Source organism: Luteimonas sp. FCS-9 (genome assembly GCF_001014645.1).
GTDB lineage: Bacteria > Pseudomonadota > Gammaproteobacteria > Xanthomonadales > Xanthomonadaceae > Luteimonas.
In genome coordinates this window covers 20,840-27,058 of the sequence record NZ_LASZ01000029.1, presented here as the reverse complement: position 1 = coordinate 27,058, position 6,219 = coordinate 20,840, and the positions used below count along the sequence as shown (strand labels likewise).

General features: G+C 73.0%; 7 protein-coding genes and 1 pseudogene. 4 read left to right on the top strand and 4 right to left on the bottom strand.

Features of this window, described 5'->3' with window-relative positions:
- Both WQ56_RS16565 and sufT read right to left on the bottom strand, forming a co-directional pair.
- Window positions 1-607, bottom strand: a pseudogene (locus WQ56_RS16565) (peptidase S8); the annotation flags it as partial.
- Window positions 608-1,064: 457 nt separating this feature from the next.
- Window positions 1,065-1,616, bottom strand: coding sequence for a putative Fe-S cluster assembly protein SufT (gene sufT, locus WQ56_RS16560; protein WP_047138240.1), 552 nt, complete (start codon window positions 1,614-1,616; stop codon window positions 1,065-1,067).
- A gap of 98 nt (window positions 1,617-1,714) precedes the next feature.
- On the opposite strand from sufT, the gene WQ56_RS16555 reads away from it, so the two are divergent.
- On the top strand, window positions 1,715-2,128 hold the full coding sequence (locus tag WQ56_RS16555) for a hypothetical protein (protein ID WP_047138239.1): 414 nt from the start codon (window positions 1,715-1,717) through the stop codon (window positions 2,126-2,128).
- A gap of 28 nt (window positions 2,129-2,156) precedes the next feature.
- On the opposite strand, the gene WQ56_RS18885 is transcribed toward WQ56_RS16555, so the two are convergent.
- Window positions 2,157-2,696, bottom strand: a complete 540-nt coding sequence (locus WQ56_RS18885; protein WP_156170607.1) for a hypothetical protein — start codon at window positions 2,694-2,696, stop codon at window positions 2,157-2,159.
- Between WQ56_RS18885 and WQ56_RS16545 the strand changes: the two genes are divergently transcribed.
- Window positions 2,628-3,905 (top strand): SDR family oxidoreductase, encoded by a 1,278-nt coding sequence (locus tag WQ56_RS16545; protein ID WP_343123211.1) that lies wholly within the window; start codon window positions 2,628-2,630, stop codon window positions 3,903-3,905. The genes WQ56_RS18885 and WQ56_RS16545 overlap by 69 nt on opposite strands.
- Window positions 3,886-4,353 carry a DUF2269 domain-containing protein gene (locus tag WQ56_RS16540; protein WP_047138238.1) on the top strand — a complete coding sequence of 156 codons (468 nt, stop codon included), beginning with the start codon at window positions 3,886-3,888 and terminating at the stop codon, window positions 4,351-4,353. The genes WQ56_RS16545 and WQ56_RS16540 overlap by 20 nt, the downstream gene beginning before the upstream one ends.
- A gap of 31 nt (window positions 4,354-4,384) precedes the next feature.
- On the opposite strand, the gene WQ56_RS16535 is transcribed toward WQ56_RS16540, so the two are convergent.
- Window positions 4,385-5,290 (bottom strand): LysR family transcriptional regulator, encoded by a 906-nt coding sequence (locus WQ56_RS16535; protein WP_047138237.1) that lies wholly within the window; start codon window positions 5,288-5,290, stop codon window positions 4,385-4,387.
- 92 nt (window positions 5,291-5,382) lie between these two features.
- On the opposite strand from WQ56_RS16535, the gene WQ56_RS16530 reads away from it, so the two are divergent.
- Entirely contained in the window at window positions 5,383-6,132 is a 750-nt protein-coding gene (locus WQ56_RS16530; RefSeq protein ID WP_047138236.1) for a sulfite exporter TauE/SafE family protein, read from the top strand.
- Window positions 6,133-6,219: the final 87 nt, after the last annotated feature.

The following is a 6,219-nucleotide window of genomic DNA, read 5'->3' as shown; positions in this document are numbered from 1 at the left end:
CGGCCACCGTCGTGTCGCTGATGAAGTCGTAGCCGGGCAGGATGTTGGCATTGAGGTCGCTGTGCGACGCGATGCCGGTGTCGAGTACCGCGACGACCGCGCCCGCGCCCTTCGTGACGTCCCAGGCGGTCGTGGCGCGGATGCCGCCGGCCCCGGTGCCGAACCCGTATTGCTGGCTGAAGCGCGGATCGTTCGGCGTCCAGAACGCGCGGTTGAGCTTGTCGACCTCGATGTACTCGACGTCGGGGTCGGCCGCAAGCTGCCGCATCAGCGACTCGGCGTCGGCCCGGTCGAGCTTGCGGCTAGTGCGCACGACGTCGGCGCCCACGGCGGTGCGACGCAGATGCTCGAGCCGCCGTTGTTTTCCGCCGCCGACCGCCAGGCGCCCGGCGACGCTTCCGAGCGCGGCGTCGATCGTGGCCGGCTGCGCCTGGGCGGCGCTGCCGTCGCGGTACTTGACGATGAACCGGTCGTGGCGATCCGCGGATTGCAGGCCGGCGAGGTCGAGCCGCTCGGCGGCGTGCAGCGCCAACGGCGAGGCCAGGACCAGCATGGTCGATGCCGCGAGCACGCGGCGGCGAAGGCGGTGCGACTTCTTCTTGGACATGGACTGGAACCCCCGAAACGGTGGGTGCGCCACGGACGCGGCGCAGGACCGGGGCCGGCAGGATCGCAACCAGGCGACGGCTGCCCCGCAGCGAACGCGGACATGACGAAACTGACCGCAAACTGACGCTACGCGACAGCGGTGTTCGGGCGCAATGGACGATTCCGTTAATTTTTCGCAAATAAATGTGATTCAAATCACATAATTGCGTGATGCCGGGCGTTCAGCGACCTGACTGGCCGCAAAACGACATCCCCTGACACCGCCAAGCCGGAAGCCGGACGCAGGGCGTACACGCTTCGCACGCGGACGAGGCGGACGAGGCGGACGCAGATTCCCTCACGAAAGGCGCCGAAGGCGACGACATCGCACGGCCGCCGACGGCGGGCGGCTCGCGCCCATCGCCAGCCGCCCGCGAACGGGCGCCCATCGCGCCCCCGCAGCCAGCGGGTCGCCGTTAGAGCATCCCGGTCTCAAGCCGGGCCGCCTCGGACATCATCGTGCGGTTCCACGGCGGGTCGAACACCAGTTCGACGTCGGCCTCGTCGACGGTCGGGATGAGCTCGAGCTTGCTGCGCACGTCGTCGACCAGGATCTCGCCCATGCCGCAGCCCGGCGCGGTCAGCGTCATCCGCACCTCGACCTTGCGCCGCCCCTCGCCCTCGGGGATCACGACGGCCTCGTAGACCAGCCCCAGATCGACGACGTTGATCGGGATCTCCGGATCGAAGCAGGTGCGCAACTGATGCCAGACCATGCGCTCGACCGCGGCATCGTCGGCATCGTCGGGCAGTTCCAGCGGCACCGGCGGCTCCTTGCCGATCGCGTCGGCATCGCGGCCGGCGATCCGGAACAGGTTGCCCTCGACGAACACCGTGTAGCTGCCGCCCAGCGCCTGGGTGATGTAGCCGGCGCTGCCGGCCGGCAGGGTGACGTTCTCGCCCTGGGGAACGAGGACGGCCTCGCAATCGCGTTCGAAACGGACGGGTTCGCTGCTGCGGGAGTACATGGCCCTGGACATGAGGGCCGGAAGCGGCCGCGACAAGGCTGTCATTGTATCGCCGGCCGCCGGTATGCTGACCCACCATTCCCGCGATGCTGTCTTCCATGCCCGAACCCGCCCGCGCCCGGCGCTGGCCGCTGGCGATCGGCCTGCTGCTGCTCGGCAGCGCCGGCATCGCCGCCGCCTGGATCCTGCTGGCCGACGCGCTGGGCGCGCAGAGCAGTTGGATGGCCGTGGTCGCCGCGCTCGACGCCGCGCTGCTGGTGCGTCTGGCGCGGCTGCGCCCGGGGGCGGTGCGCGCGCTGGCGGGCACGGCGGCGACCGGGCTGGCGATCGTCATCGCCGGCTGGGGCATCGTCGCCGCGCAGCTCGCCCGCCCGATGGGCATGACGCCGTGGGAATCTGCGCTCAAGCTCGGGCCGCATCACGCCTGGACGCTGGCCGGCCTGGCGAACACGCCGGTCGACCTGGCCTGGCTCGGCGCGGGCCTGGTGATCGCGGCGGTGCTCGCGCGCTAGTCGTCCGGGGGACGGCCGCGACCGCGCGTCAGCGCGCCGACCGTCGTTTCAGCAGCCAGGGCAGCGCGACGCCCGCCCCGAACGCCGCATACACGGCGAACAGGTCACGGTGCCGCAGTCGGCGGTCGAAGCCCGGCGACAGGCGCGGCGGCACGACTCGGTAATCCACCACGTAGGCCACCGCGGCCATCGCCATCGCCAGCGCGACCACCCGACCGGGGGTGCGCCGCCCGCGACGGACGTACTCGAAGCCGGAGGCCCAGAACACGGAGCACGCATGATGGATGCCATACCCCACGACGGTATACGCCAATGAGAGCCCGTCCTGCCGGTGCGCCCGCCGGCCCCAGATCCACTGGCTCGTCGCGTTGGTGCCCGCGGCCGGTGCGCGGGTGCGCCGGTGGCTGAGCCACGACACCACGGCGGTGGACAGCACGCTGGCGGCCGCGCCGGAGCGGAGCGCGCGCAGCAAGGCGATGCGCCAGCGACGCCGCTGACAGTGCTGGTGGTCGGTGCCACCGGGCTGATCGGCCGGGCGATCGCGGAACGGCTCGAGCGGGAAGGCCATGCGGTGGTCCTCGCGGTGCGGCGCGCGGCGGTGGACGACGCCGGCCCCGGCCGGCGCGTCGCACTCGACCTCGCCCGGCCCTGCAGGCGCCGGTGGATGGAAGCACTGCGGAGCGTCGACGTCGTGGTGAACGCCGCCGGCATCTTCCAGGAAACGGCCGATGCGAGTTTCGAGCACGTCCACGTGAGCGGCCCGTGCACGTTGTTCGAACTCGCCGCGGCGGCCGGCGTGGCGCGCATCGTGCAGATCTCCGCGCTGGGCGCGGACGAGCGGGCGGCGACGGCCTACTGGCGCAGCAAGGCGGCCGGCGATGCCTGCGCGCGTGCGTTCCCGGGCACGCACGTGGTGGTGCGGCCGTCGCTGGTCTTCGCCGAGACGGGCGCCAGCACCCGGCTGTTCCTGACGCTGGCCGCCCAGCCGGTCGTCGCGCTGCCCGGCGGCGGCCGGCAGCTCGTCCAGCCGATCCACCTCGACGACCTGGTGGACGGTGTGACCGCCCTGCTCGCGCATCCCGCCCCACCCCCGCTGATCGAGGCCGTCGGGCCCGCCCCGCTGTCGTTCGCCGACTATCTGCGGACGCTGGCGGCGCAGATGGGCCATCGCCTGCGTGTCCTGCCCGCCCCCGCGTGGGCCGTGCGCGCCGTGTCGCGGCTACCGATGCCGGCGTCGGTGCCGCTGCCCGATGCCGATGCGCTGCGCATGCTCGACGCAGGCAGCCACGGCGATGCCGCCGCCTGGCAGGCGCTGCTCGCCCGGCCCCTGCGTCCGGCCACCGGCTTCCTCGCGTCCAGCACGCGGTCCGACGTGCGCGACGCCGCCCGCCTGCGCGTGCTGGTCCCGGTCATGCGACTGGCCGATTCGCTGATGTGGCTGGTCACCGCCTGGGTGTCGGCGTTCGTCTACCCGGTGCCGGCGAGCCTGGACCTGCTGCAGCGCGCACACGTGCCCGCTGCGTTCGGCCTGCCGGCGCTGTACGGCGCCGCGGCGCTGGACGCGGTGCTCGGGCTGGCGGTCTGGCATCGCCGCTGGCGTCGCGGCGCGTACCGGGCGCAGCTGGCGCTGATCGCGTTCTACACGCTCGTCATCAGCGTCTGGCTGCCCGAGTACTGGGCCCACCCCTACGGCCCGGTGCTGAAGAACCTGCCGGTCCTCGCCCTGGTCTATGCCCTGCTGAAACTGGACGATCCCGATGGACATCGCCCTCGTTAAGTTCCTGCACATCCTGTCGTCGACGTTCCTGTTCGGCACGGGCGTCGGCACGGCGTTCTACCTGCTGTTCGCCAGCCGCCAGCGAGATCCGGTCGTGGTCGCCGCGGTGGCGCGGCTGGTGGTCGTGGCCGACTGGCTGTTCACCGCGACCACGATCGTCGTGCAGCCGCTCACCGGCGTGTACCTGGCGCACCGGCTGCACATCCCGCTGTCGACGCCATGGCTGTACTGGTCGATCGTGCTCTTCGCGATCGCGGCGCTGTGCTGGCTGCCGGTGGTCGGCATCCAGATCCGGTTGCGCGATATCGCGCAGCACGCCGCAACGACCGGCCGGCCGCTGCCGCCGGCCTACGACCGGCACCTGGGGACATGGGCGGCGATGGGCGTACCGGCGCTGTTCTCGTTTCTGGCGATCTTCTACCTGATGACCGCCAAGCCGGCGCTGTGAGCGACGCACACGCCGCTGTCCGCGCAGCCGGTCAGCCGCCGGCCCCCAGGGATGGACTGGCGCCCAGGTGGACGAGCAGTTCGCGCATCGGCGGCGACAGCGTCCGCCAGTCGCGCACGCACACGCACAGCCGGCGCTGCGCCCAGGGCTCGCGCAGCGCCAGCGCGCGATGGGGATGACGGCGGCGGTGCCGCCGCGCCGCGCTCGCCGGCACGATGCCCACGCCCACGCCCTGCGAGACCAGCAGGCACAGGTCCTCGAAGGTGCGGACGCGGATCCGGAACGCCAGCGAACGGCCCGCGGCCGCGGCATGCGCGTCGGGGTGGTCCTGCAGCGCGCTGCCCGGCGCCAGGCCCACGAACGGCGAGGCCAGCACGTCGGCGAAGGCCGCCTCGCGCGCGGCGGCCAGCGGGTGCCCGGGCGGCACGACCAGCACCAGCCGGTCGTCGGCCACCGGATGCAGGTGCAGGCCGCCCGGATCGACGCTGTCGGCGACCACGCCGGCCTGGATCCGGCCGGCCGCGACCGCGCGCACGATCTCGGCGCTGGTGCGCTCCTTGAGGTCGATGCGGAGGCCCGGACGCGCCGCCAGCCAAGGCGCCAGCGCGCGCGGCAGGAACCCGGTGGTCGCCGCGGTGTTGGCGTACAGCCGCAGCGTGCCGCGGGCGCCGGTGGCGAAGGCCTGCAGTTCGTCGCGCAGCACGCCGTGCCCGCGCAGCAGGCGGCGCGCATGATGGGCCAGCGCCTCGCCGGCCTCGGTGGCGCGCACGCCGCGGGGGTGGCGCTCGAGCAGCGCGACGCCGGCATCGGCTTCGATCCGCCGCAGCCGTTCGCTGGCCGAGGCCAGCGCGAGGTGGGCACGCGACGCGCCCTGGCCGATGCTGCCGGCATCGACGACGTGCAGGAACAGGCGCAGGTCGGACAGGTCGAGTCGCACGGGGCCTCCAGGGCGCGCCCTTCGGCCCATCCGAAGGGTGGCGCTGCGAAAGCCGCATTGTGCCCGCCGCCGGCCCGGCGCCCAATGGCGCCATGGACACGGCGATTGCGTTCCCCCTTGCGGCACTGATCGGTATCTTCCTGCTCGCAGGCGCGGTGAAGGGCCTGACCGGCATGGGGCTGCCCACGATCGCCATGGGCCTGCTCGGGCTGGGCATGCCGCCCGCGGCGGCGGCCGCGATGCTGGTGGTGCCCTCGATGGTGACCAATGTCTGGCAACTGGCCGCCGGTCCCGACCTGCGCGGACTGGTGCGCCGTCTCTGGCCGATGCTGCTGGGCATCGTGGTCGGCACGATCGCCGGTGCCGGCGCATTGGCCACGACCGATCCGAGCTGGTCGGGGTGCGCACTCGGGCTGGCGCTCATCGCCTACGCCGGCCATGCCCTGCTCGCTCCGCCGCTGACCGTGCCGGCGCGTCATGAGCGCTGGTGGTCGCCGACGGTCGGCGTCGCGACCGGGGCGGTCACCGGTGCCACCGGCGTGTTCGTGATCCCGGCCGTGCCGTACCTGCAAGCGCTGGGGCTGCAGCGCGACACGCTGGTGCAGGCACTGGGGCTCTCGTTCACGGTCTCGACGCTGGCGCTCGCGATCGGGCTGGGCGCGCATGGCGCGTTCCGTTTCGAACAGGCCGGCCTGTCGGCGCTGGCGGTGGCGCCCGCGCTGGCCGGCATGTGGCTCGGCGGGCGGCTGCGCCAGCGCATCCCCCCCGCGCGTTTTCGCGTGTGGTTCCTCGTCTGCCTGCTGCTGCTCGGCCTGGAGCTCGCCTCGCGCCCCTGGCGCTGACCGACTGCACTGCCGCCACGCCCGCAAGCACCCGCTGACCGGCGGCAGCATTCAGGCTAGGATCGACAACAGCAACAGCGTGCCCGG